Source organism: Geoglobus acetivorans, assembly GCF_039641995.1.
In the GTDB taxonomy this organism is placed as follows: domain Archaea; phylum Halobacteriota; class Archaeoglobi; order Archaeoglobales; family Archaeoglobaceae; genus Geoglobus; species Geoglobus acetivorans.
The window spans coordinates 1,788,796-1,813,377 of the sequence record NZ_CP087714.1 but is presented as its reverse complement, the minus strand read 5'-3'; the positions used below and the strand labels follow the sequence as shown (position 1 = coordinate 1,813,377).

The 24,582-nt window shown below is 47.1% G+C and carries 28 protein-coding genes; 13 read left to right on the top strand and 15 right to left on the bottom strand.

Features of this window, described 5'->3' with window-relative positions:
* Positions 1–9: 9 nt before the first annotated feature.
* The 8 genes from LPQ35_RS10660 to LPQ35_RS10625 all read left to right on the top strand — a co-directional run bounded on the left by LPQ35_RS10660 (position 10) and on the right by LPQ35_RS10625 (position 6,970).
* Positions 10–909 (top strand): hypothetical protein, encoded by a 900-nt coding sequence (locus LPQ35_RS10660; RefSeq protein ID WP_193807060.1) that lies wholly within the window; start codon positions 10–12, stop codon positions 907–909.
* Positions 906–2,246, top strand: a complete 1,341-nt coding sequence (locus LPQ35_RS10655) for a nickel-dependent hydrogenase large subunit (RefSeq protein ID WP_193807061.1) — start codon at positions 906–908, stop codon at positions 2,244–2,246. Before LPQ35_RS10660 ends, LPQ35_RS10655 begins: the two co-directional genes overlap by 4 nt.
* Positions 2,243–2,668: a hypothetical protein gene (locus tag LPQ35_RS10650; RefSeq protein ID WP_193807062.1), complete on the top strand. Its 426-nt coding sequence runs from the start codon at positions 2,243–2,245 to the stop codon at positions 2,666–2,668. The genes LPQ35_RS10655 and LPQ35_RS10650 overlap by 4 nt, the downstream gene beginning before the upstream one ends.
* Positions 2,658–2,951: a hypothetical protein gene (locus LPQ35_RS10645; RefSeq protein ID WP_193807063.1), complete on the top strand. Its 294-nt coding sequence runs from the start codon at positions 2,658–2,660 to the stop codon at positions 2,949–2,951. Before LPQ35_RS10650 ends, LPQ35_RS10645 begins: the two co-directional genes overlap by 11 nt.
* Before the next feature lie 180 nt (positions 2,952–3,131).
* Positions 3,132–4,235, top strand: coding sequence for a hydrogenase small subunit (locus LPQ35_RS10640; RefSeq protein WP_193807064.1), 1,104 nt, complete (start codon positions 3,132–3,134; stop codon positions 4,233–4,235).
* Between the two features lie 13 nt (positions 4,236–4,248).
* Positions 4,249–5,838: a nickel-dependent hydrogenase large subunit gene (locus LPQ35_RS10635; protein ID WP_193807065.1), complete on the top strand. Its 1,590-nt coding sequence runs from the start codon at positions 4,249–4,251 to the stop codon at positions 5,836–5,838.
* 20 nt (positions 5,839–5,858) lie between these two features.
* Entirely contained in the window at positions 5,859–6,488 is a 630-nt protein-coding gene (locus LPQ35_RS10630) for a cytochrome b/b6 domain-containing protein (protein WP_193807066.1), read from the top strand.
* 20 nt (positions 6,489–6,508) lie between these two features.
* Positions 6,509–6,970 carry a hydrogenase maturation protease gene (locus LPQ35_RS10625; RefSeq protein ID WP_193807068.1) on the top strand — a complete coding sequence of 154 codons (462 nt, stop codon included), beginning with the start codon at positions 6,509–6,511 and terminating at the stop codon, positions 6,968–6,970.
* Here the strand turns inward: LPQ35_RS10625 and LPQ35_RS10620 are convergent.
* The 5 genes from LPQ35_RS10620 to LPQ35_RS10600 all read right to left on the bottom strand — a co-directional run bounded on the left by LPQ35_RS10620 (position 6,954) and on the right by LPQ35_RS10600 (position 11,406).
* Positions 6,954–7,631 (bottom strand): hypothetical protein, encoded by a 678-nt coding sequence (locus tag LPQ35_RS10620; protein ID WP_193807070.1) that lies wholly within the window; start codon positions 7,629–7,631, stop codon positions 6,954–6,956. The genes LPQ35_RS10625 and LPQ35_RS10620 overlap by 17 nt on opposite strands.
* A gap of 47 nt (positions 7,632–7,678) precedes the next feature.
* A complete protein-coding gene (gene cobQ, locus LPQ35_RS10615; protein ID WP_193807072.1) occupies positions 7,679–9,073 on the bottom strand; it encodes a cobyric acid synthase CobQ in 1,395 nt (464 codons plus the stop codon).
* 32 nt (positions 9,074–9,105) lie between these two features.
* Entirely contained in the window at positions 9,106–9,786 is a 681-nt protein-coding gene (locus tag LPQ35_RS10610; RefSeq protein WP_193807074.1) for a hypothetical protein, read from the bottom strand.
* A 62-nt stretch (positions 9,787–9,848) separates the two neighbouring features.
* Positions 9,849–10,364, bottom strand: a complete 516-nt coding sequence (locus LPQ35_RS10605) for a tRNA (cytidine(56)-2'-O)-methyltransferase (RefSeq protein ID WP_193807077.1) — start codon at positions 10,362–10,364, stop codon at positions 9,849–9,851.
* Positions 10,365–10,395: 31 nt separating this feature from the next.
* Entirely contained in the window at positions 10,396–11,406 is a 1,011-nt protein-coding gene (locus LPQ35_RS10600) for a CoA transferase (protein ID WP_193807079.1), read from the bottom strand.
* Between the two features lie 118 nt (positions 11,407–11,524).
* Between LPQ35_RS10600 and LPQ35_RS10595 the strand changes: the two genes are divergently transcribed.
* From LPQ35_RS10595 to LPQ35_RS10585, 3 genes are read left to right on the top strand one after another with little or no spacing between them, the layout of a single operon-like run.
* Complete coding sequence (locus LPQ35_RS10595; RefSeq protein ID WP_193807081.1) at positions 11,525–12,706, top strand: acetyl-CoA C-acyltransferase; 1,182 nt, start codon at positions 11,525–11,527, stop codon at positions 12,704–12,706.
* Positions 12,707–12,715: 9 nt separating this feature from the next.
* Complete coding sequence (locus tag LPQ35_RS10590) at positions 12,716–13,864, top strand: acyl-CoA dehydrogenase family protein (RefSeq protein ID WP_193807083.1); 1,149 nt, start codon at positions 12,716–12,718, stop codon at positions 13,862–13,864.
* 9 nt (positions 13,865–13,873) lie between these two features.
* The gene (locus LPQ35_RS10585; protein WP_193807085.1) at positions 13,874–14,734 is read left to right on the top strand and encodes a 3-hydroxybutyryl-CoA dehydrogenase; all 861 of its coding nucleotides are present in this window, start codon (positions 13,874–13,876) and stop codon (positions 14,732–14,734) included.
* A gap of 288 nt (positions 14,735–15,022) precedes the next feature.
* On the opposite strand, the gene LPQ35_RS10580 is transcribed toward LPQ35_RS10585, so the two are convergent.
* The 3 genes from LPQ35_RS10580 to LPQ35_RS10570 form a co-directional block, all read right to left on the bottom strand.
* A complete protein-coding gene (locus tag LPQ35_RS10580; protein ID WP_193807086.1) occupies positions 15,023–15,562 on the bottom strand; it encodes a PH domain-containing protein in 540 nt (179 codons plus the stop codon).
* A 153-nt stretch (positions 15,563–15,715) separates the two neighbouring features.
* Positions 15,716–16,132, bottom strand: a complete 417-nt coding sequence (locus tag LPQ35_RS10575) for a hypothetical protein (RefSeq protein WP_193807087.1) — start codon at positions 16,130–16,132, stop codon at positions 15,716–15,718.
* 30 nt (positions 16,133–16,162) lie between these two features.
* The gene (locus LPQ35_RS10570; RefSeq protein ID WP_193807088.1) at positions 16,163–16,996 is read right to left on the bottom strand and encodes a hypothetical protein; all 834 of its coding nucleotides are present in this window, start codon (positions 16,994–16,996) and stop codon (positions 16,163–16,165) included.
* 221 nt (positions 16,997–17,217) lie between these two features.
* On the opposite strand from LPQ35_RS10570, the gene LPQ35_RS10565 reads away from it, so the two are divergent.
* Positions 17,218–17,694 (top strand): hypothetical protein, encoded by a 477-nt coding sequence (locus LPQ35_RS10565; protein ID WP_193807089.1) that lies wholly within the window; start codon positions 17,218–17,220, stop codon positions 17,692–17,694.
* Here LPQ35_RS10565 and LPQ35_RS10560 read toward each other — a convergent pair.
* Positions 17,651–18,256 carry a transcriptional regulator FilR1 domain-containing protein gene (locus tag LPQ35_RS10560; protein WP_193807090.1) on the bottom strand — a complete coding sequence of 202 codons (606 nt, stop codon included), beginning with the start codon at positions 18,254–18,256 and terminating at the stop codon, positions 17,651–17,653. The two genes, LPQ35_RS10565 and LPQ35_RS10560, sit on opposite strands and share 44 nt — an antisense overlap.
* A 390-nt stretch (positions 18,257–18,646) precedes the next feature.
* Here LPQ35_RS10560 and LPQ35_RS10555 point away from each other — a divergent pair, with 390 nt between their 5' ends.
* On the top strand, positions 18,647–19,069 hold the full coding sequence (locus LPQ35_RS10555) for a hypothetical protein (protein WP_193807091.1): 423 nt from the start codon (positions 18,647–18,649) through the stop codon (positions 19,067–19,069).
* 30 nt (positions 19,070–19,099) lie between these two features.
* Here the strand turns inward: LPQ35_RS10555 and LPQ35_RS10550 are convergent, their stop codons facing one another.
* The 6 genes from LPQ35_RS10550 to LPQ35_RS10525 form a co-directional block, all read right to left on the bottom strand.
* Positions 19,100–19,948: a radical SAM protein gene (locus tag LPQ35_RS10550; RefSeq protein WP_193807092.1), complete on the bottom strand. Its 849-nt coding sequence runs from the start codon at positions 19,946–19,948 to the stop codon at positions 19,100–19,102.
* The gene (gene yjjX, locus LPQ35_RS10545; RefSeq protein ID WP_193807093.1) at positions 19,945–20,469 is read right to left on the bottom strand and encodes an inosine/xanthosine triphosphatase; all 525 of its coding nucleotides are present in this window, start codon (positions 20,467–20,469) and stop codon (positions 19,945–19,947) included. The genes LPQ35_RS10550 and yjjX overlap by 4 nt, the downstream gene beginning before the upstream one ends.
* Before the next feature lie 67 nt (positions 20,470–20,536).
* On the bottom strand, positions 20,537–20,893 hold the full coding sequence (locus LPQ35_RS10540; protein ID WP_193807095.1) for a helix-turn-helix transcriptional regulator: 357 nt from the start codon (positions 20,891–20,893) through the stop codon (positions 20,537–20,539).
* A 41-nt stretch (positions 20,894–20,934) separates the two neighbouring features.
* Positions 20,935–21,267 (bottom strand): heavy metal-binding domain-containing protein, encoded by a 333-nt coding sequence (locus LPQ35_RS10535; protein ID WP_193807097.1) that lies wholly within the window; start codon positions 21,265–21,267, stop codon positions 20,935–20,937.
* Positions 21,268–21,462: 195 nt separating this feature from the next.
* Complete coding sequence (locus LPQ35_RS10530; protein ID WP_193807099.1) at positions 21,463–22,224, bottom strand: MBL fold metallo-hydrolase; 762 nt, start codon at positions 22,222–22,224, stop codon at positions 21,463–21,465.
* A 1-nt stretch (position 22,225) separates the two neighbouring features.
* A complete protein-coding gene (locus LPQ35_RS10525) occupies positions 22,226–24,571 on the bottom strand; it encodes a DNA polymerase domain-containing protein (protein WP_193807101.1) in 2,346 nt (781 codons plus the stop codon).
* Positions 24,572–24,582: the final 11 nt, after the last annotated feature.

The window sequence follows — 24,582 nt, the reverse complement described above, 5'->3', positions numbered from 1 at the left end:
ACCATCAGAGTGGCTTTTTACCTTGCATCAGGGTGCATGGGATGCGAGATGGCTGTGGTTGACTCACTGCACAGGATTTTTGACGGGTTTGAGAGCTTCGAGATTGTCTGGAGCGTCCCCATGTTCACATCGTCAAGGTACGATGAGCTTGACAGCATACCTGATGGCCACATCGATGTGACGATAATAGAAGGAGGTGTGGGAACCGGGGAAGTGAAGGACATTGTGACCAAACTGAGAAAGAAGAGCAAGAAAATCATTGCGCTTGGAACCTGTGCGGTGTTTGGTGGAGTCCCTGCTCTGGCAGCATTCCACACCGTGGATGAGATTACGGGAGAGGTTTTCAGCAAAACCCGACCGGAAAAGCAGGTTGTGCATGATGGGAAGTACATTCTGAAGCTTCCGGAGATGGAGATTCAGAAGCCGCTTGATGAGGTTGTGGGGGTGGATCACTATCTTCCGGGATGCCCACCAAAGCCTGAGGTCATTGTGGACCTTTTCAGCAATCTGAAAAATCTGAAAGAAAAGTGGATAATTTCTGGAAAATCGGTGTGTTCTTTCTGTCCCAGATCTCCTGTGAACAGTGGTGAAACACAGGCTTCTGCAAGCGATGTCGAAAGGGTTGTTTCAGAAAGTGAGGAGAATGCATGCCTGCTCTATGAGGGGGTGCTGTGCTCCGGATTCATCACCATCGGCGACTGCGGAGCAGACTGTTTGAAAATAGACGTGCCGTGCAGGGGTTGCTACGGACCTCTCCCAGATGTAGAGGATGCGGGAGGAAAAATGATTGATGTCCTGTCCATCGTGCTGACGGACGAGGCTGCTGAAGCACTCCTTTCTGAATACCGTGAGTTTGGCAAAATTTTCTACATCTACAGGCGATCGCTGCTGAAAGGTGGTGAACCATGAAAACAATCCGGATAAACCCCGTTTCCCGAATTGAGGGTCATGCCAGGATTACCGTTTTCGCTGATCGATCCAGCAGGATCGAGAAAATTTTCTTTCAGTCAACTGAATTCAGGGGATACGAGAAAATTCTCACCGGACTTCCTGCAGAAGATGCCCCGAGGATTTCATCAACAATATGCGGAATATGCCGGGCAGTTCATTTCATTGCATCACTGAAGGCCGTGGACAGCATTTACGGGGTTTCTCCTCCCGAGCTTGCTGAAAAAATAAGACAGGTGGTGCTGTATGCAAATATAATAGAGGATCACGCCGCATCACTACTGCTGCTCGCCCTTCCGGACCTCGTTAACGAAGGGGATGTGTTTGCTTCCTTCAGAAAAGTGGGAACGAGAAAAATCAAAGGCCTTCTGAACAAGAGGAGCAGTGCCGTGAAAATAATCGAGATCCTTGCAGGGAGATTTCTCCACCCTGTGGCTGCTGTACCGGGAGGGTGGGCGAAAAAACCGGATAAACACGAACTGGATGTCCTGAGCAGATACTCCACGGATCTTTTAACGCTCGGTATAGAGCTGTATGAATTATTCTCCGATTTGCTTGAACATGCTGGCAGTTTTGAGCAATTTCCGAGCAAACACATGCACTTCATGACTCTTTGCGGGGAAAAAACTGACTTTTACGGGGGAGATATCTGTGTTTTAAACAGCTCGAAAAAGGAAGTGTTCAGAGTCGAGCCGTCAAACTATGAGGATGTCGTGGCGGAGGACGAAAGAGAGTATTCCTACTCGAAAGATGCATATCTGATTTACAGAGGGGACAGGGTTGATGTGATAACAGGCGTTCTCGGCAGATTTTCTGCCGGATTTCATGAATACGACCACAGCTCAGAATTATATTCTCAGATCGAGGGAGAAATTGACCTTAACACCCTACTCCCGGAAAAGGCATACCTGCTGAGGGCCCTTGAAATTGTTTACTGTGCGGAGGCAATGAAGGACATAACTGAGAACATCGACCTTTCTGGAGAGATCGTGAACAGAGACTACAGAATCCGGAGAGAGGGCATTGGTGCCGTTGAAGCCCCCAGAGGTACGCTGATACACCACTACACAACAGATGCCAGAGGATTCATAAGAAGAGTGAACATAATCACACCAACTCAGTTCAACATCAATTCTCTCAACGTTATCCTGAACCAGCATTTCAGGGGAAGAAGAGCTGGAAAGGGGCTGGCAGAAAGCATAGAGAAGATAGTCAGAACATTTGACCCGTGCATAGCCTGTTCAACGCACTCCATAAATGGAAAGTCAGATCTCGATATTCGGATTGTAAGGCGATGACGACCGTGGTTATAGGTGTCGGCAATCCTTACGATGAAATCGATTCAATGGGGCCGAAAATAGCCGAAAGACTTGCGAAAGTTCTAAAGTCAGAATGCAGGCTCTGCCCTGCCCCAGGCTTGGAACTTGCTGAACTGATGAGGGGGTGCAGCGTTGCAATAATTGTGGATTCAACCTGCGAACTTGATTTCGGCGAAGTCAGGCTGTACGAGCCGAAAATTCCGGGCCTGAAAAAATTGATCCACAGCCTCGACATCCTTGAAACTCTGCACATCACACAGTTCATTCTTGAGGAAGCACCTCAAAAAGTAATCGTCATAGGGGTCGGCGTGAAAGATTTAAAATCTGAAGTGGATAAGGTTGATGAACTGGTCATGAAAATTGTTGACCTGCTTGAAACCGGTGGTCTACATGAAGGATGAGCCTGCAGACAAACCAGGACTTCTGTTCAAGGAAAGAGTCCTCGAAATTCTTCTGACGATTTACAGTGGTGAGAACGAGGGAAAGGAGATATACATACAGTATATCGCCAACAAAATCAACAGTCCACACAGCTACGTCTGGCTTGTCATAAAAAAACTTGAAGATGTCGGTCTTGTGGAATCCGTTCAGTCGGGAAGGGTCAGAATAATTCACCTGACCGACAAGGGGTATGAGGTTTGCAGTCACATAAAAAAGATTATTGAGCTCCTTGACAGGGGCTGAATTTTTCTGAAGCTGTTCTGCCCAAATTGTCCATTGCTCGACAATTAATTATATCGTAATATATGCATTTTTCGAAATACTTGAGAAAAATTACAGTTTTTTCAATGTAATATTTAGCGCAAAAATAGTTTTATAATTATCATTTTTCAGGCAATACAGCAATTTAAAAAGGTGATGAATGTGAGTGGGCTGAGCAGAAGAGATTTTATCAAATCAGCGGGTTTAATGGGTGCAAGTGCTGTTCTTCTTGCGAACAAGGCAGAGATCGTGCAGGCTTTTGAGACGGCAAAGAACAACGGAGTCAAACTTGTATGGATACAGGGGCAGAGCTGTACTGCATGTACGATTTCACTTCTACAGGCTGATAACCCCGACCTGTACGATGCAATCGAGGAACTTAAGGTGAACGTGGCATTCCACCAGACGGTCATGCAGCCGTTTGGCGATGAGGCAATAAAAATCCTGGAAGAAGTGGAGCCGGACATTCTCGTTCTTGAAGGAGCCATTCCCATTGGCATGAAGGAGGCCTGCCTTCTTGGAGAGAAGAACGGTCAGCCGATATACTTCGAGGACTGGGTAAAACAGCTTGTTTCAAAGACAAAGGTTGCAGTGGTTGGATTCGGTGTCTGTGCAACGTATGGTGGCATCCCAGCTGCAAAGGATGGTCTCGGTTCTTCTTACGAAAACGGAAGCGTAACCGGTGCAGTTGGATTTTATGACTTCTTCAAGAAATATGGAAAGCCATCTGTGCCTGTCGTGTTTATTCCGGGCTGTCCGGGTCATCCTGACTGGCTTATGATCGTTCTTGCAAGCATCCTTCTTGGAATTGTGCCTGAAGTTGACGAGTATTACAGGCCGAAAGCCATGTTCTCAAGGATTATCCACGACAACTGTCCGAGGAGAGGTTATTACGGAAAGGGCCAGTTCGCTGCAGACCTTACAGAAACGGATGCAAAGTATGAAACATGCCTTTACAAGGTTGGATGCAAGGCGCCGTTTGTATACGCTGCATGCGCCGAGACGAGGTGGAACAGCGGGCTTAACGTTTGCATGAACGCCGGAGCCCCGTGCATCGGGTGCATGGACCCCGGATTCCCCGACAAGATGTCCCCGTTCTACGAGGCAAGAGAAAGCACTGAAATCATGTTTGGAGTGAATCCTACCACGCTTGGTAAGGTTGCCGTGGGAGCCGCAGTGCTCGGTGTTGCCGCTCATGCTGTGAGAAGGGGAAGGAAGCATCCTGAAATCAAGGATGACGAAATTGAAAAGACTGAAAAGAAATAAGGAGGTGATTTAAGTGGAGATCACGATTGATCCGGTTACAAGACTTGAAGGTCATCATGGTGTGAAGATCAATGTTGAGGATGGTGTTGTTACCGATGCAAAAGCTCTGGCTCTGATGTTCAGAGGTTTTGAGAGAATTCTCGTCGGCAGAGACATAAGAGATGCGCCCATCATAACCCAGAGAATCTGCGGTGTCTGTCACAACGATCACAGGCTCGCAAGCCTTTTTGCAATTGAAAATGCAGCGGGTATGGCAGATGAATGGAACGTCGGAATGCCTCCAGCCGCAACTGCATTCAGAAACCTTGTCACGACCCTTCAGTATGTTTATGACCACCCAGTCTGGGTTTATGTTCTTGTCGGTCCCGATTTCAGCGATTCACCGCACAAAACCGGATTGACGAGGCTCAACCCCATCGTTGGCAAAGGTGTTAAGGAGGCTGTCTGGGCCCAGAAGGAACTTCACAAGGCAATGGCAATCATTGGAGGCAAGGTTCCGCACATGATGACTCCCGCTCCGGGTGGAATGACCCTCGAGATCGACGAAAAGATCATCACCCAGCTCGTTGGAATTGTGGCAGATGTGAAGAAGTGGGCAGTTGGTGTGGGCATAGGACAGCCTGCAGCCACAAACGCAGAATACGTCCTTGATGAGGTTCTCAAGCAGATGGAAGAGATTAAAGCAGGAAAGAGAGATGCATTTGAGCCAAAGGAGGGTATGGGTAACGCCCTCTTTGACATGGTGGCAATGATTGCTGTAGCACACGATATGGGGCTCAACGAACAGGGAGTCTGGGAAGACTCAAAAATGCTGGCATACGGGTTCCTTCCCGACCCCGAAAGCGGTGAGCTGTACTTCCCATCTGGGTTCTTCAATGGCTCAGAACTCGAAAACATGGATTACAGAAAGATTTCGGAGGATGTTACATACTCATGGTACAAGGACGAGACCCAGACGGGCTATGTTGGAACAGACCTCCCGCCTGAACCATACTACGGCAAATCAGGAGCATACACCTGGGGCAAGGCTCCGAGATACAACGGATTGCCGGCAGAGGTTGGACCCCTTCCAAGGCTCGTGGCGATGTATCTCAAAAAGAGCAAGGAGCTCGGTGATCCTCTCGGACTCAGAAAGACGTTCTGTGGAAGCGCAACCGCCTCAACCGCTCTCAGCAGGATGATCGCAAGAATTCAGGAAGAACTCATAATGATAGACTACCTGGAGAGCCTCCTTCTCCAGCTCAAGGACTATGCAGGAAAGAAGACGGCAATCGAGTATCCTGAGAACATAAGCGGAGAGGGTGTTGGACTCAGAGAGGCACCAAGAGGCGCTCTCGGTCACTGGGTTGTAGCGGAGAATGGCAAGATAAAGAGGTATCAGGCTGTGGTGCCAACAACCTGGAACGTCTCACCAAAGGACAGCAAGGGTCAGCACGGCCCGCTTGAAAGTGCCCTTATAGGCACACCCGTCAGCGACCCAGCCAATCCATGGGAGGTTGTCAGGACAATCCACAGCTTTGACCTCTGTCTGGCGTGCACGGTCCACATATTCACAAAGGAGGGCAGGAAATACAACCTGACACTCGACGCCTGCTCAATTTAATTTTTTATGAGGTGAAAGATATGGCTAAAATTTACAGATATGATGGGCTGACGAGGGCATCACACTGGGTTCACACGACTGCCATGATTCTGCTCATACTCACCGGCCTTCAGGTGTTTACCGGCTTCGGGTTTATGGACTCGTTCACTGTCCCGTTCCACGTTGCGCTGGGATGGATACTTGTTGCGGCACTCGTCATGGAGGTCCTCGGATTCCTCCTGAACCCCAGAGAGGCCCTTCTGGCAATCCCAACACCCAAGGACATTAAGAGATGGATACTCATAGCCCTCAACTTCATGGGCCTCACAGAAAAGTATCCCGCATACCACATCTACAGCAAAAAGGAAAAAGAGTACATCTCCAAGTGGCATCCGGTGCTCAAGTTCATGATCTGGGGTGACATGTTCTTTGTCATAGTCATCGCCCTCTCAGGGTTCGCTCTGTACTATCCGGCATCCAATCCTCTTGCAATAATGGCAAGATACATCGATCTCGGAACCGTGAGACTGATCCACTTCATTTCGTTCATATACTTCCTGCTGGTTCTGATTCCGCACGGATACCTGGCACTCAATCCGGTGAACAGGGGCGTCCTGAAATCCATGATATTCGGCTGGGATGAGGGCGAGGACACCGTAATTGTTGAATAACCCCAACACCCAATTTTTTTATGGTAGTCATAATCGGTGCCGGAAACCTCATTCTCGGAGACGACGGTTTTGGAATCCATGTTATTGAAAGACTGAAGAAGATGAAAGAATTCGAGAATGTGAAAATCGTGGACTCGATGACCAACTCAGCAATAATGCTCGAAGCAATGGATGGTGAGGACAAGGCGATAATAGTAGATGCCATTGATGTCGGCCAGGAAGAGGGTGTTGCAGTTTACAGATTCAATCCGAAGGAGGAGGATTTTCCATCAGACATCATGCTGAGCATGCACGACCTGCACTTCAGGGATGTGATAGCGATGGCGAGGGATGTTTACAACCTGCCCGACGAGATAGTCATTGTGGGGGTTAAACCGGAAAAGGTCGAACTCAGTCTCGACCTGAGCGAAAGCTGTTCGGGGCACATTGACGAAGTTATAGATTTCATTCGGAAAGAGCTTGGCATCAACTCCATGAGCTGAAAGGTTCCATCGTGCTGAATGGCTCGGAATTCCACCAGTCAATTTCGTCGGAACTCAGCTTTTTCCAGCCAGGGTACCTTATTGAGGAAGCGATACCCATCGCCTGTCCGGGATTCTCGAAGATTTTGGGAGGTTTGTAGTAGTATTCGTACCTCTTTAGAAACTCAGAATAGGTGCCATCGAAATCTCCTTTCTCATATTCCTCCCAGGTTACCGAAAAATTTCTGAACTTCCCATCGGGCGAATCTATTATTCCGGGAGGATTGTAGTCACCTGAACACAGAAACATGGGTTCCACAGCAACCCTGGACCCATCATCGAGCTCAACAATCACCCACATTTTATTCATGGCATCAGACCTTGCAATGTATGTTTTGAACCCGTGTCCCTCGAGATACCACTCCAGGTATGCAGACGCCTCACTCCCATCAGCGTCCCTGGTGTTGCATACCGGAAGCACTGTGCTGTTGAGAACCATACTCAGATTCCAGATGTCGTGAACTCCCGGGTCAGAATACATGCTCTCTGCAACGCCGTAATAATCGTCCGGAAGATAGGCAAGACCGCTGTAATAGTGGTAGAAAACAGCAGTAACCAGGTACAGGACCATGGCGAAAGATACATACTTCAGAACCTTTCCGATAATTCCCAGAATATCCATGAACTAATATTTGAAATAAAAGGTTAAGACTTTTACCCTTCCGGGCATTACCTCATAACCCCGGAAAGGATGTGGTCAAGATCGATTTTTTTGTGAACTGTCTCGACGAATTTATCAATGGGATCTTCATACGGCACGTATTTTCTGTTGAGGAACCTGTAGAACTCTTTTCTGACGTTTTCATTGAAAAACAGGCCATGCAGGTACGTTCCCCAGACCAGTCCGCTCTCATTCATCCCACCATCGTCTTCGAAAACAGGTCTGCCTGTCATCGTTCTCCCCATGTGAATTTCGTACCCTCTGACCGTCTCGCCAACAATGCCATCTATGATTGCAACCCTCCCGGTAATTCTCTTTTCAACCTGTCTGGTTATCTTATCATAAGCCACGAATTCTGTTACGGAGTCAATGAGGCCAAGACCCCTTGCCCTCAGGTTCTCAAGCCTGTCGATGATCTCCCTGCCGAGAATCTGGAAACCGCCGCATATACCTATGACAGGTCTGTCCCTTGCGAATTTCAGAATCTTCCTGTCCATGCCCCATCTCTTCAGTTCTCTCAGATCATGGAGAGTCTCCTTTGTTCCGGGAATTACAATGACGCTGTAGTCATCTATCTCATCCCTGAGTGAAACGAAGCTGACAAGGTCTCTAACTGGCTCAAAATCGGTGAAGTTTGACACTCTTGGCAGCCGGATTATCCCGATTTCTCCCCCTTCCTGCCATTCATCTATGCTCAGAGAATCCTCTGAAGGCAGATTGCCATAGAAGTAAGGCACTATGCCCACAACCCCTACCCCTGTAAGTTTTTCAAGCTCATCAATCCCGGAATAAAGCAGGTTTTCATAACCCCTGAACTTGTTGATTATGAACCCTCTGACAAGTGTTCTAACATCATCCGGCAGAAGAGAATACGTGCCATACAGGGATGCAAATGTCCCCCCTCTGTCTATGTCACTCACGATGTAAATATCCGGCCTGGCAATTCTCGCAATGCCGATATTGGCCATGTCTCTGTCATACAGGTTTATCTCCGCCATTCCACCTGCACCCTCAATTATGACGAAATCGTTTTCACTCTCAAGCTCCCTGTAAGCCTGTTCGACTGTTTTCATGAGGTCGGGAATTTCTCTGTAGTACTCAAGAGCGCTGACATCCTTTCTGGCTTTTCCCATGACGACAAGCTGAGATTTGAGATTGCCCTTCGGTTTGAGTAAAACAGGGTTCATTCTGACGTCAGGCTCCTTTCCGCATGCAAAAGCCTGAAACGCCTGAGCATAGGCAATTTCGTGACCATCTCCGGTGATGTAAGAATTGAGACTCATGTTCTGAGCCTTGAAAGGAGCAACCTCATAACCCATTTTTGAGAAAATTCTGCACAGTGCCGCCACGATTACAGACTTTCCGGCACTGCTCGTGGTTCCACCCACCATTATTGACGGCATACAGGTGGAGGAAACAGCAGAAGTTTAAAAAATTAGCTTATTTTGGACAGATATTTTCTCAGCTCAATGGCAATCTTACCGACTCCGTATATGAGAAAGACGTATATGAGAATTGCAAAAAACAGGTAAGAGCGGTAGTTGTACACCCTGCCCAGAAGCAGGAGTCCCATGGAGATGGAGGCGAGAACCGACATCAGATAAAAGATGTGAATCTCAAGCGGGACTATGAACAGGTCCTTGTGGTTATAGTACTTTCCAAGCACCAGGACAAAATAAACTCCTATAATCGAGGCTGTGGTTGAAAGTGTTGTGAGCAGTCCGTAAGAGATGAAGCCCAGGTGACTCGTGAGCAACCACAGGACGATGAAGTAAAGAACGACGTCAAAGAACTCTTTTTGCATCCTTGGCAAGACCCCGCTCTCCATTACAAGAACCTTGATGATGTACAGGTTTGCCGAGACCATCACTGCCCAGAATATGAATGCTGAAAGATCCATAAGAAATCTGGTGGTATTTGTCCACAGCATGTAATAAAGGAATCCTGAAATCCAGGTGAAGAGAAGCGATGCGAAAACAAATATAGACATTATGTATGACAGCCTCACCTTCGAGTCAAGTATATCTCTGGATTCATTCTGAAGCACAAGGTTCAGCGCTACACTTGACACGACCAAAAGTGATAATCCCTGAACTATGTATTCAGAGCCATTCACCACAAATAACTGAAGACTTAAAAAATAAATACCTATCGATTTAACACTGTTAATACAAACTGTCAGTCGTTCTCGATTATCTTTTTACCCCTCTCCGACGGAATAACCCTGAGCCTGGCATCCTCGAACTCTGCATTGAACACATGTCCTTCGAGAACACGGTCAAGAAAGATCGCAAGAGCCGCAACTTCACTGTGTGGCTGGTTGCCTATGGCTATGTTGTAGTCCGAAAGCTCGTAAACCTCCGGCGGCACTTTCTCCGCTCCAACGATTACCAGAATTTTATCTGCATTCCTGATCTCGTGGAGTTTATCCGGAAGGGGCAGGCCGTACATGGTCAGATGGACCTTCACTCCCTCAAAGTTCTTAATCAGGCTTTTCCATGATTCTGCACGCTCGATGAAGAATTCTCCACCCCAGCGGTCAACAACATCCCTCACGCTTTCAAAGAGCCTCGTGTCACTGGTGTCAAAGTAAATGCCTCTCGCTCCAAATGCTCTGGCTGTCAGGGCTACGTGAGTAGAGATTCTCTTATCTCTCTCCGGCCTGTGACCGAGTCTGAGAACATATACCTCCACAGGTGTCAGAATTCAAATAAGGAAAATAAATTTATCTCAGGTGAAACCTGACCGGAAAACTGAAGGTTTTCACTTTGGTGTTCTCAAACTCAACCTCTCTGAGAAAATCGAAGTCTGAAACTGACCTTTCCAGAGGTTCAATTATGCCGTAAGGTATGTCCTCTCCAAAGAGGTCTTCGATTTCCCTTTTGTTCATGTCAGACAGCCTTTCAGCAACCCGCTTTTCAATTTCATCAGCTCTTGCAAGCCTTTCCTCAAACCCAACCTCTGCAAACTCATCGAGACCAAGCCTCCTGCAAAATCTCTCCCAGAACACTGGCTCATCCAGAATCCCTATGGACACGTGGCAGCCCTTCGCCCTGTAAATTCTGTATCCGGGATTGTCGTAGAAGTCCCTGAGGTGGGGCTTGCCATTCGCAGCTCTGAAAGCGTGCAGAGGCACTGAAAACAGAGCCGAATCGTACATGTTAACATCGATATAGGCACCTCTTCCAGTCCTCATCTTCCTGATGTATGCAGACAGAATTGAAATTGCAGCCATCACGGACGAAGTGTAGTCCGAGAACTGGACATTTGGGTCTTTTGGGGTGTTCTCCGCCAGTCCTGACACCTCACAAATCCCTGCCATGGCGAGAACATTGATGTCGTGAACTGGCCTTGTTATTTCTGAGTTCTGACCAAAGCCCGTAATCGAACAGTAAATCAGTCCCTCGTTGATTTTGCTCAGGGTTTCGTAGTCAACGCCAAGCTTTTTTGCAACCCCCGGTCTGAAACCCTCGACCACAACATCGGCACCCTCAACAAGGCGGTAGAATTCGTCTCTGCCCTCTTCCGTTTTCAGGTCAATTCTGAGCAGTTCCTTCCCTGCATTTATCCCTGCAAATATTTCGGGCCGGTATCTCATGGGATCTCCTGATGGTGGTTCTATTTTCACCACCCTCGCACCCAAGTCCGAAAGAATTTTGCAGCAGAACGGACCGGGATAGTAATACGCAAGTTCGATTACGGCCATTCCCCCAAGCATGAGGGTTTCGAGGATCAATGTCCTATAAAAACCTCATTATTTTTTGTTACTCCCGGCAAACCAATCCATTCAATTAATCATCGCCAAAAGGGAAAATATTATTAACTTAACAATTACGTTAATTTTTGGTGATAAAATGACAAGAACGGTTATCGTCAGTGGTGTCAGAACTCCAATAGGGAGATTTGGAGGAGGCTTAAAAGACGTTTCTGCCGTTGAACTCGGTAGCATAGTGATAAGAGAGGCCATTGAAAGGGCCGGAATAAAGCCAGAGGACGTTGACGAGGTCATTATGGGTCATGTGGTTACAGCCGGATGCGGGCAGAACACGGCAAGGCATGCTGCGCTCAGGGCAGGTCTTCCGAATACGGCCCCTGCCTATCAGATCAACAAGGTCTGCACCTCCGGGCTCAAAGCCGTGGCTCTCGGACACCTCATGATTCAGATGGGTGAAGCTGAGATAGTCGTTGCTGGTGGCATGGAGAGCATGAGCAATGTCCCCTATGCCCTTATGAAGGCGAGATGGGGCTACAGGATGTTCAACGATACCCTTGTTGATCTCATGGTGCATGACGGTCTCTGGGACCCGATATACAACCAGCACATGGCAGAAAATACAGAAGATGTCGCAGACGAGTTTGGTGTCAGCAGAGATGAGATGGACGAATGGTCATATCACAGTCACATGAAGGCGATAAAGGCGATTGATGAGGGCAAATTCAAAGAGGAGATTATTCCCGTTACGATTAAGGAGAAAAAAGGCGAAAAAGTTGTTGATACGGACGAGAACCCGAGAAGAGATACAACTCTTGAAAAAATAAAGAGTCTTAAACCAGTTTTCAGACCGGATGGCAAGATTACTGCAGCCAACGCACCCAACACAAGTGATGGTGCAGCTGCTGTCGTTTTAATGAGCGAAGAAAAGGCGAAAGAGCTTGGAATAGAGCCAAAACTTGAGGTTCTTGCACACGGACAGGCTTCAAGAGATCCAAAGTACATCGCAACCGTTCCGGCGTATGCAGCGGAGATTGCCCTTGAGAAAGCTGGAGTTACCAAAGACGATATCGGCCTGTGGGAGATCAACGAGGCTTTTGCGGCAGTAACTCTCATTTCTGCCAAGTATCTGCTGAATATTGACCTTGACAGGGTGAATGTCAATGGTGGAGCTGTAGCTCTCGGTCATCCGATTGGGGCGACGGGGGCAAGACTTGTTGTAACGCTCATGCACGAGATGCTTAGAAGAAATGAAGAATACGGGGTGGTTACGCTCTGTGCAGGGATGGCTCAGGGTGATGCGATAGTCTTCAGGAAGTATTGAGGTGGTCGTATGGACTTCACACTGGATGAAGAACACAAAATGCTTCAGGAAGCAGTGAGAGAGTTTGCTGAAAAGGAAATAATGCCATACGGAAGGGACTACGATGAGAAAAAAGAGTATCCGATGAAGATATACAGAAAGGCCGCAAAGCTCGGCTACATCGGTGCAAGCATACCGGAGGAATACAGCGGTGCCGGAATGGATTGTCTGGCTGAGGCAATAATCAGCATGGAGTTCACAAGGGCTGACAGCAGCATAGGTTCAGCCATAGACCTTGCGGTTCTCGGTGTTCCAATGCTCCTTCACTTTGGCTCGGAGGAGCAGAAGGAAAAGTTCATGGCGAAGGTCCCGAAGGGCGATGGTATTTCGGCCATAGCCATCACCGAGCCTGACTGCGGAACCGATGTTGCCGCAATGAGGACAAGGGCGGTGAAGGATGGAGACGAATGGGTGCTGAACGGAACAAAGCAGTTCATAACCAACGGAAGCGAGGGCATTTACACGATCGTCCTTGCAAAAACCGCTCAGGTCGATCCACCTCACAGAGGCATCTCGGCATTCCTTGTCGAGCAGGACAGAGAGGGATATTCTGCAAAGAAGATAGATAAAATGGGTCTGAACTGCCATGATACTGCCGAAGTCTCGCTCAGCAACGTCAGGGTACCCGAGGAAAATCTTGTAGGCAGGGAAAACAACGGGTTCTACCAGTTAATGGCCTTTTTCAATGAAAGCAGGATTAAAATTGGCGCTCTCCACCTCGGAATGGCAATCGGAGCATACGAAAGAGCATTGCAGTATGCGAAGGAAAGGAAGAGCTTTGGAAAACCCCTGATAGAGCATCAGGCAATAGCATTCAAGCTTGCGGATATGTACAAGGACATAGAGGCTGCAAAGCTTCTCGTCTTCAAGGCTGCATGGCTCGTTGATAACGGCAAGGCTGATCCGGCTTTAAGCTCTGCAGCGAAGTTATTTGCAAGTGAGGTTGCGATAAAGGTCACCTACGAGGCTGTGCAGATCTTTGGAGGATACGGTTTCAGCAAGGAGTATGATGTGGAACGCTATTACAGAGATGCGAGGGTTGGGACGATTTATGAGGGGACGAGCGAGGCTCAGAGAATAGTCATCTCAAGAAGGCTTGCTGGAAAGATAAGAGCATGAGGTGATATTATGAACGTTGGGGATGTTAAAAAGGTTGGAGTTCTCGGCGCTGGAACCATGGGTGGGGGAATAGCCCAGGTCTGTGCGATGGCTGGTTATGAGGTGGTGCTGAGGGACATAGAAGACAGATTCCTCGAAAGGGGACTTGCAAACATAAGAAAAAGCCTTGAGAAGTTTGCAGAGAAAGGCAGGCTGAACGAGGACGTTGAAACAATAATGGGCAGGATAAAACCCACCACGAAGCTTGAGGACCTCGCAGATGTGGATGTTGTAATTGAGGCAATAATAGAGAACATGGATTTGAAAAAGGAGACGTTCAAAAAGCTTAACGAAATTGTGAAGAGAGAGGATGCGATTTTTGCATCAAACACATCCACGCTCAGCATCACAGAAATGGCGGCGGTGACGAGGAGGCCGGAGAACTTCGTGGGAATCCACTTCATGAACCCCGTTCCTGTGATGAAGGGCGTTGAGATCGTCAGGGGGTTGCTTACAAGCGACGAAACGCTTGAATTCGCGGTCGAGTTCACGAAGAAGCTCGGAAAAGAGCCTGTTGTCTGCAAAGACTCGCCCGGTTTCATCTCCAACAGAATCCTGATGCCCTGGATAAACGAGGGTATATGGGTGCTTTACGAAGGAGTTGCAACGAAGGAGGAGATAGACAGGGGAATGAGGCTGTTCACCAACGTTCCCATGGGGCCGTTAGAGCTTGCCGACCTGATTGGCCTGGACATCTGTCTTGCAGCAATCGAAACCCTGCACAGAGAGCTTGGAGACAAATACCGCCCATGCCCTCTGCTCAAACAGATGGTTCAGGCTGGGCTGCTCGGTAGAAAGACGGGCAGGGGATTCTACGACTATACCAAGTAATTTTTCTACTCTTTTTTGGCAGAAATCTATTTTTAGATATTTTGTAAGGTATTTCGATCTTTCCGATGGTTTTTTTCGATGATTAACTCCTCGTTTGGCAAGAATCACCTACCTGGGAGAGAATAAAAAAGCTATCGCAGGAACTGACAGGATTGAGATTATTATCAGAGTATACAAAGGCTCCAGAAGAAAGTCAAGATGGGTAAAAAAAACCCCAGCACTGCCAAGGAAGCTAAAAATGTTAGTAAAGTTATTATTTTTTCAGATTTATCTGATGGTAAGCTGTATTCAACTGCCATTCCCTTTAACTCTGAGTATTTCCTCATAAAGCCTCTCAACTCCCGGATGAATTATTACGTAGTATTTTCCGCTTGTGCTGATCACAACAAACCTCTCGCTGTTTTTATGCTTGAAAAGGACAGCATTTATTCCGTTATTGAGAATGTATCTTCCCATCGAGACTTCACCAGCACTCACTCCGAAGGTTCTCACCTTTAGTCTCCAGTGGTCTGAGGAGGTCAGAAACACCGTCGAGTTACTGAGATCGATAATTTCGTCAGCAGCCCAGGCTCTTATGTGGAGTTTGCTGCCTTCAAGCTCATAACCATACCAGTCCCAGCCTTTTAATGTTTCTGTAAGAGTTGGTGTAGCGTAGGCGAAAGGAAGGATCAGAGCAAAGGTCAGAATTATCATTCTGCTCCTCATAGATTTCGCCTTTACGAAGCAGAAAGCCAAGATTATGTAGAGAATAATGTTTACTGCCAGTAACAGTGGGTCAGTAAAGGTATTCAGCAAAATGTCTGCAGATGTCAGCTTATACTCTAACATCCTCCTGCAACCCCCCACTCTCCAGTAGAATATGTGTTGAGATGGAAGATTACAAATTTCCTGCTTTTTTCTCTGCCAGTAAGCATGCAATTAAAATCAACCCTTCTAAGCTCACCAGGACATCGAGTGTAAAAGCAGGTGTCATCAAGGCCATCACACATTATCCTTCAGTGCTGCGTGCTTTAATTTTTCGAAAAGCAGGATCAGAAATATCATCATGTATCCTCCTGCGAGAACTGTCCTGGGGGACATGTTCATGCTGGCTAAAAACGCAATCAACAACGCTGTTAGCCAGATTGAAAATCCGATTGATGAAAATTTCATCAGCTTTACGTCTTCCTGCTCTCCTGAAATGAGATAATGTCCGAGAACCAAAAGAAATGGGAGAGGACCGGCCATAATCCAGATGAAGATTTGGTTGAATGTGCTGATTCTTGCGATTTCTGTTCCGTTGACAGTTTCCTTTTCTGCCAAGAAAGATGTAGCGATTATGAACAGAAAGGAAATCCATAACAAGAACAGTAACAGTCCCAGAAACACTCCCAGAATATGATCTGCCCGTCTGACCATACCATCCACCACTAAAAAATTAATAAAAATTTAAGGGTTTCCAATACCAAGAGCATCCCACAAAGTGTATGCTGCGATTCTGAAATACATCGGGAGGTACTGAATGTATGGAGGCACTGGAATTACTGTCCATCCCCACTTTTTGGCATACCAGAACCAGATACTTCCCTTTTCATCAAGGAGAACATAACTCGTAGCACCGCTGAGAATTACTCCCAACACCGCTCCGGCAACAGCTCCTACCACTCCTCCCACATATGCACCAATAGCCGCTCCAGCTGCAGCAGGAGCAAGCTGCGCTATTACCTGCGATGCGGCATCTGATATATGATAATGTATCAACTGATTACCATCTATGTAAACCGTTTCCCAGGGCTCTATCTGGTAGTACGCATAGTCTGGATGAGAATACTTGACCCCGTACCCCTTTACGAATTTCACACCGTCCCACCAGTAGGAATAGGAGAGCATCCCGATGTTCGCAATGTTTTTGCTATTTTCAGACAGCAATTTCTTCGTAACGTTTGAATCCAGTGGGTTATACTTGGACTCGTACTTGTTCACGAGTCTTCCTTTGCTGTACACTTCGATAGTGTATTTACCATTGTTTTCACTCACCCTGTATTCGAATATGTATGTCCTGCCAGTTTTGAGATCCTTAATTTCTAAGTTGGCTTTTGTTAAGTTTTTGTTGCTTTTCAGACTTATTAACACATTATTTACTTCCACAATTGTTGACGTCCTTGACTTCTCTCGGAGGATCAGTTTGACATGTGTTCTCGTGACTTCTGTATTTGCCATTGCCGGACTCGCCATGCTGCTCAGTATCACCAAAACCAGCAGCAAAGCCAGTGCTCTTTTCATTTCATCACCTCAAAATCAAGTGAGAATATCGTATATTTATTAATTTCTAATCTAAAAACTTTAATTACCAACAAAACTGTTTAATCGTCAGCTAAACTTTTTAGAGACAGATTGAAAATTTTAATTCCGAAATAAAAATATACTTGGTCGACTAAAGAGAGAGTGTCAAGTTTCCTGCCCTTTTTTACCTCACTGGCTTATTGATTTACACATTTGAGGGAATGACTATCGTCCCTGCTGTTTTATTTCTAACCGGTTACCTCTATGCGTCTGGAGTCAAGGTTGGAAAACGGAAACCCAGGCTCAAGGCAGGCTATGGAATCAAAAACATCGTGGTTGGATTTTCCTGGGGCTTTGCCGTTGCTTTCTCGCTGGATGAATTTGTTTTCGGTGCCTTTGCATTCTTCCTTCTGAAACTGTTCGTCAACTCTGCCTACTTCGATTTAAAGGATGTCCGCTATGACAAAATTCTGACACTTCCCAGACTCCTTGGCAAGAGGTTTAGAGCCTTTCTGCATCTCCTGAATCTCCTCAATCATATCGTATCGTTTCTGCTCCTCCCGCATATACTGGTAGTTCTGAGCCTCTTGTTGATCCAGCTCGCATTAATGCTCGAGGAAAAATCCGGAAGAAGAATTATTGATTCTGAAGCAGTTATCTCAGTTTTTGCATATCAATTAATTCTGAATTGTTTCTGACGAATTCAAACAGATCATTTCCCCATCGCACCGCATCATCCCCTCTGCAGAGAAAATCCCGCTTGTAGTCGAAAACTCCCGTTCTGAGGTAAAACGAAATGGAGAGAATGTTCTCTGAAACAGCAAATGCGAAACGAAATTTCTTTTTTGAAACATAAAATCTAACGTTATTCAGACTTAAACCCTTCTGGAACTCCTCCGAGAACTCGGCCAGTATTTTCTTAAATACTTCCTCGCTCACGATGATTTCCAGATCAACACCTTTTTCTGCCAGTTCAAAGAAGAAGTCAACGTATTCCCTGAAAAACACGGAGGTGTAGCCTTTAACTTTAACCGCCTGAGCTAAAGCTGAGAAAAATTCACTGTGAGGTTCAAGAAACTCGCCTTCAACGTCAACAACTTCAATTGAATCAAGCTCGTACAGTCTCGAGATGAGCCAGTCGGGGATGTCGCTGATGTCAAAGTCATTTACGAGATCTCCAAAATTCTGGAGAAATTTGTTGAACCTCTGATTAACACAATACGCTCTGAGGAGAATTTCTCCTTTTGGTAAAATATACACAGTCTCCCCTTCTCGCTTTACGAGGTGCTGTTGCTCGAGTCTTTTCAGAATCTGGGAGAGGTGAGAAATAGATATTTTCAGGGACTTTTTGAGCTCCTGTCGTTTTTTCGGCCCGGCCTGTACGGTTTTTAATAATTCGATTGATCTGGATTGGTTTATTGTTGAATGTGGTAAATTGTTCATACGATTGTAGAGTTATTTAAAGAATTTTTAAAGTTTTTGAGAAAATTCTTGTATGTGTTTTCCTACAAGATATTATTAAAGTTGCGCCATCAAATCATAGTGACTAAAAAATCCGATGCATTCGGAGATCTTTTATCTTTAACAACTCTCCCAACATCTTTCCAGCAATAGGAAGAATTTTAAATTAATTAGACACCAATGCACAACGTGAAAAAACATCTGCTCCCGATAATCCTGCTACTCCTCATCCATGTTGCAAGGGCTGACGTGATTTTCCCGCTCACATTCGTGTTCATCCCCTACATACCCATCATCATTCTCCTCGAGGTGCTGGTATTTCTCGCTCTTAGAGGGAAACTTGGGCTGAAAATTAAGGTTGGCAGAGGCATTCTGGCAGTCGTCATCGCCAACATTGTCAGCTCAGCTGCAGGGCTGGTTGTTCCCGGCCCGTACAAATCTGCAATAGAGATCTGGTTCCTCTCCGCCTACGCCCTTTCCACGCTGATTGAGGGAGTCATTTACAGAGTTGGAATGGAGAGGAGTGCGGTGAAAAGTGTCCTCCTCTCGGCAATTCTTAACGCTGTCTCGTATGCTGCAGTTCTTGTAGCAATAATAACGAATATGCTCTGAAAGAGAAATGCAGAACGGAACAGATAGATCTCATGCTATCAGGTGAGATCCGTCACAGCTCCTCGCCCTGAAAGGTATTCCCTCCCTGCAGAATGCATAGCTCATGCCAAGCTCCTCACACTTTTCAGCAACCCTCGAAAGGAGTTCTTCCCGTCTTTCTCTTCTCAGGTACCAGCTCCCACCTATTTTCTCCCCCTCTGCAAAGTAGAGGTACCTGTATCGCTCCGCAATCTCCGGAAACTCCCTGGATATTCGCGCAAAAGAGTCTCGCCTCAGCTTGAGGGTGGATGCAACAACATGATCGACAAAGTCCGCCCTTTCAAGCACGTCTTCAACGTGATCCTCATTTATTCCGGGCATTACGGGATCGAGCCTTAGAATTACCGGAATTCCTCTCTTTTTCAGCTCCTTGAGGGCTCTGATCCTCTCTCCCGGTTTAGGGGCGTCTGGTTCAATTCTGCCTGCAATTTCATCGTGGATGGTTGTAACCGTTATTGAAACAGCAGAACGCATGTTCGCAAGAATGTCCGCATCCCTCACCACAATATCGCTCTTGGTTATGACAAGAAGCCTCACACCTTTCTCGGCCATGAGCTTCAATGCACCTCTCGTCAGCTCAAGCTCTCTTTCCATCGGCGGATAGGGGTCGGAACTGTTAGACATGGAAATAAGCGCGTTTTCAGGCAGATTCTTCAGTTCCCTCTCAAGCCTCGTAAGCAGGAGCTTTTTCGGCCTGGCGCTGAAAAAATTCGGGATGTATGTGGAGTAACAGTAAAGGCACCGGTGATCACAGCCGGTGTAGGGGTTGAGAGAGTACTTCACGGGACAGGTGCAAATTCTGGACTTCCAGGGGTCGAACGGTGTGATCAGGCGGTTCATTGCCTGTACATCTCCCGGTTAAGCCAGGGAATCAGGGCCATTGTTACTGCAATCTCGCTGAGCATGCTCCTCGTTATGGCATTTTTTGTCAAAAAGCCTATTGCACCCTGTTTTTTCCCGAGATTTTCAATCCCTGTCAGGACCTCCATGACATCCCCTACCTCCCTCCCCCTGAGAACTTCACTTACAACCAGAGGTGGGTACTCAAAACCCGGCCCGAAACCGATGGTGTAGTTTTCGCCATCGTACACGCATGCAACCTGAAAATCGATGTAGCCCGTGAGTGTGAACGGCAGCTCGAAAAGTCCTGCCTCAATTCCCACAGAAAAGTCGAAACCGTCACTGTATGCGTTCTTTGCTCTGTTCACAGCTCCTTCTATCGTTTCAGCCCCAAATGGTTGATCACTGACACCCGAAATGCCTTCTCTGGGAACAATCTCGACATCATTAAAGAATTTCTCAAAAGCCCTACTGACACCCTCTATTTTGGCCGGATTTCTCGTTCCAACTGCAATTTTCATCCAGAAGACCGGGATTCAAACTCAAGATAAACTTTTCTCTCACCCTCTTCACCACGAAAAAACAGAATTACAGCACCTTACTGAGCGTCTTCATAAGGACATGCACCTCATCCCTCAGCTCAGCAAGAACTTTCCTGCCAAGGTTCGTGATCCTGTAATATCTCCTGAATCTTCCTCCAACCTCAGCCTGGAAGTCTTCCACGAGCCCGTATTTCCTGAGGCTCTTCAGGAGGTCGTAGAGTGTTCCCTCACTCGGAACCAGCTTTCCTTCGCTGAGTGTTTCAAGATTCTTCCTTATTGCGTAGCCATGGAGGTCACCCTCTTTTTCAAGAATTGACAGCACCATAAAAGAGTAGAAACCGGATCGCAAATCCTTGCGAAGTTTTTTAATTGCGCTTCTCTCGTTATGCGGGAACACGGGCATCGGCACACCTCTGCAGCACTGGAGATGGCAGCCATAACCATTCACTGCTCAGGTACAGCAACAACTGCGGTGCCATAGGCATAGACTTCCGCAACGTTGGAGCGAACGTTTGAGGTTGCGAATCGGATGTTGACGACTGCATTCGCTCCAAGTTCTTTTGCATGAAGAAACATCCTTTTCAAAGCTTCCTCCCTCGCCTCTGCCATCATCCGGGTGTACTCGTTTATCTCCCCACCCCTGATGTTTCTCAGCAGAGCCATTATGTCCCTTCCGAGGTGCGTGGCTCTAACCACTCCACCACGTGCTATTCCCTTCACCTCCACGATTCTGTAACCCGGTATGCTTTCAGTTGTCACTGCCAGAATGTCGTCCATACATACACCTCCATACATCGGACTTCGATGTATTATTTATTCATTGTCGGATATAAAGATTTTCCCGGAAGAAGACAGGACTCAATCGCGTCACCAACTGTGTGCAGATGGTGAGGCGTATAGATTTTCCAAAATATCATGCTGAGAACATACTCGTTTCAAAGAGTAAATGATGATTAGCTCCTCAAAGAATAACTACTGGATACCTATAAGCGATTTTACGAGATTTTCTCTTGACCACTCCCCTCCGCTAAACTTTTCAAACAACATTGCCCTTTCGCCCGGCTCTCCGAAAACCTCAGCATAGATTTCCATGTACGACTTTCCACTTTCGTAAAGCTCCAGACATCTCTGTCTCAACCCTCTCAGGTAACCCAGATACTCCTCGACCTCTTCTCTGCGGTATATCCCATGCCCTCCAAAGGCAACCTCGAAATCATGGCTGAGCAACCTCTCAAGGGATTCAATGGTCTGAACATACCTCTCGTACCTCAGAGCCACGAAAACTCTCTTCGCTGCAATCAGATCCCCGATAAAGGCATAGTCATCCAGAAGGTAGACAACATGATCCTGAGAATGTCCCGGAGTGTAAACAAACTCTATGTCGGGTTCCCTGAATCTCTCGGCGGGAATATGTTCAACCTCGCCCCATACCAGCTTCCGATAGTCCGGAATCTCAAACCCTGAGGAAAGAATTTCTGCCGTGGCTTTTCCTGAATGGATCACATCAAACAGTCCCGCATTTCCGGAGTGGTCTTCATGGTGGTGGGTCAGATAAACAGCCTGAAAGTCACGCTTCTTCAGCCATTCAGCCACCTCGCCCCTCACATTTGAACATCCCGAATCAAAAACGAGGTCTGAATAAACGTAAAAGGACGTTGTGAATACAACTCTGCCCTCAACTTCTGCCCCTACTTCAATCCTCTCCACGTCCCCAATTCTTTCGGTTGCAAGCATATCAGCCAAAGAATGAGTCAAGGGTTTTTTGTGTATTTCCCTTTATTGTCAGCTCGTTGTATCCAAACCTCTCGAGTATCCTCAAAACACTCGGGATGATCTGGTTATTTATGTAGTATTCTTTATCAATCCTCCTCTTCTCGTTGCCGAGTTTGGTTTTTAGCTCAACAAGCTCTCCATCAAAGCTTTCAATCAGTTCGAGTGGGTAAGCCCTGTCTCCGATGTTGCCGGAACCTTCAACAACCACGAATCCCACCTTCGTGCCTACAGGGTAATGATAACCAAGTTCCATTCCTCTCTTGGCAGCCTTGACGTGTGCCTGAACGCTCTCATACCTAGAGGGCTTTCTTGTCAGTCCCTTGTAAATGATGTACTTTTCAAGGGGATAGTCCCCCGACTTGATTCTGCCTATCACCTCTCTAACATATTTGAGAGCTTTTTCAGGATTCGTTTCCTTCAGGATTATCTCTATAACGCTTCTCTGAGTTTCCTTTGCAAGCTCGCACCAGTCCCCTCTCCTGACCTCAAGACCCTTGACAACGAGCCTCCCGTCCGATGTTAGCCCCGCGTACCTTTTCTTTTCAACGAAGAATATTGTCCGGTAGATTTCATCGACCTCTATGGTGATTGGTATCTCCCTCGAAATGCGCTTTATCAGTTCCTCCACTTCCCCACTATCCGCAGGCCCATCGTCCTTCTTGACAAAAAGCGAATCCGTGTCGCCGTAAAGCACCTCAAACCCCATGCTCCTGGCAATCTCTGCGGATTTTTTGATAAAGTGCCTGCCCCAGGCAGTGGTTGCCTCAGCACATGCTCTGCAGTACCACCTTGCCCCGCTCCATCCGGTGTATCCGTAAAACGAGTTAGTGAGGATCTTGAGCGTCTGCTGCTTTATGTCGAGAAGTCTGTAATCGATGCTGTCTCTGTCTGTTTTGCTCATCGTCGCCTTCACCTCACGCCTCCTTCTGATCAGGTCCTGGAGAATTCTCTTGAAAAAGCCATCCGGCTGTTTTCTGAACCTGTGGTTCACCTCAGGCGCAACAAAACAGTCATCACATGCTCCCGAAACATAGGTGTCGGGTGAGATGTTGTAGGCAATCATTATTGAAGGATACATCGAAGCGAAATCCAGGCAGTAAACGTTCTCATGCAGACCCCTGACCGGTTCAAGAACAAATGCCCCCTCGTAGCCCTCATCCATTTCTCTGGGATTTGGTGCGAGTTCATTCAGCCTGTACGCTTCACTCAGAAGCAACCAGTCAACCTGCTTCCCCCTGCCAATCCTTGTGATGTCGTCCACTGGGAGCCTGACCATCCTGGAAAGCTCGTAATGCATGGGAAGAAGCTCTTCAGCTATGAAATAGGTGTTCAGTATGTCCTGTCTCGAGTATCTGAACACACTCTCCTTATCTCCAGAGGTCCACCTGCGGTAGATGTCCTTCGCCTCTATGTCTGCAATTTCCACCTTCCTGCCCAGAAATTCGGCCACGTTTTCAAGCTTTTTGACCTTAACATCCAGTCTCATCGCCAGATCGTAAAGGTCAACATTCAGTCGTCCGGTAATTTTCGGTCTGCCACCCCTGAATGTCAGTTCACTACCGTCCCTGCCGATCGAAAGTTTAACGGAGAGTTTTTCAGCCCTCTTTTTTAAATACGGCCAGTCAAAGCCGTCCTGATTGTAGCCAACGATAATGTCGGGGTCCAGTTCTCTTATCACCTTTACAAATCTGGCTATTATCTCCCTCTCCTCACCGTGTATGATTTCCTCATAATCGCCCATCTTGACTCCGATGATAATTATCGGGTCCTTCTCGGCATCGGCCATCCCGAATTCGGTGAGCATCTCACAGTCAAATGCGAGAACCTTCAGGCTGGGAAACGTCTTCTTTCTGATTCTCTCAACAGTCTCCGCATCAACAACCCTCAGCCCCTTCTCCTGCCTGACCTCGCCCTCAACCCTTACACCATCCATACAAGCAAGGTCCCTATCTATCAGATACCTGTATGCAAAGGGAATGTCTGCTTCCCTCACATCACCGTAGTCCCTGAAAGCCTCTCTCAGCTTTGGGACATCCTGGGGATGGTGGGCGTAAACCACATAAACCTCGGTTTCCCGGCCAAAAATCTTTTTCCTGGCTTTTTCCACCTTTAGAGGGGCTATCTCCTTCCCTCTGGACTCTACCGAAACATCCATCGGGTCAAAATCCCGGTAAGGGATGACGTAAAAGTAAGGTGTGAAGTTCCGGTCATGCACAACAAATACTCCTTCCTCGTCCCTGCACCACAGTCTTACCACTGCCCTTCCTGCCTCAGTAACATAATCTGCATCAATGAGCCAGCCTTCCATTCAGGGAATTG